Genomic DNA, 318 nt, shown 5'->3' with positions numbered 1-318 from the left:
CTATTGAAGATGCCACTGATGATGGCCGGGTCTGTGGGGGTGTTTGTGTTGGTTTTGTGAAGCAGGGGAGGGCAGTCATCCTCGCGCTCGGGCACGACCTCACCCACCTGGGTGGCCGTGGCCTCTTCCTGAGGTTGACTCAATCGGCGGGCGATGGAGGTGTACGTGCTGTCCTCCAGGCCCTCACACCCCCCCGCCCGAATCGGATTCAGATCAACATAGCTCATGGCGGCCAGCAACGCCTGTTCGTCCAGTAGTGCCTGACTCTTGAAACGCCCCTCCCAGAACCGCCCCCGCACCTTGTCCTCCGCGTTGGCA

At 61.9% G+C, this 318-nt stretch carries 1 pseudogene; it reads right to left on the bottom strand.

What is annotated here, in order from left to right:
* Positions 1-318: pseudogene (locus LPW29_RS15445) on the bottom strand (transposase); the annotation flags it as partial.

Origin of the sequence: Ectothiorhodospira sp. 9100 (genome assembly GCF_022227565.1) — a bacterium.
In the GTDB taxonomy this organism is placed as follows: Bacteria; Pseudomonadota; Gammaproteobacteria; order Ectothiorhodospirales; family Ectothiorhodospiraceae; genus Ectothiorhodospira; species Ectothiorhodospira marina.
Note: the sequence above shows the minus strand (reverse complement) of the source record. Positions and strands in the feature narration are given on the sequence as shown.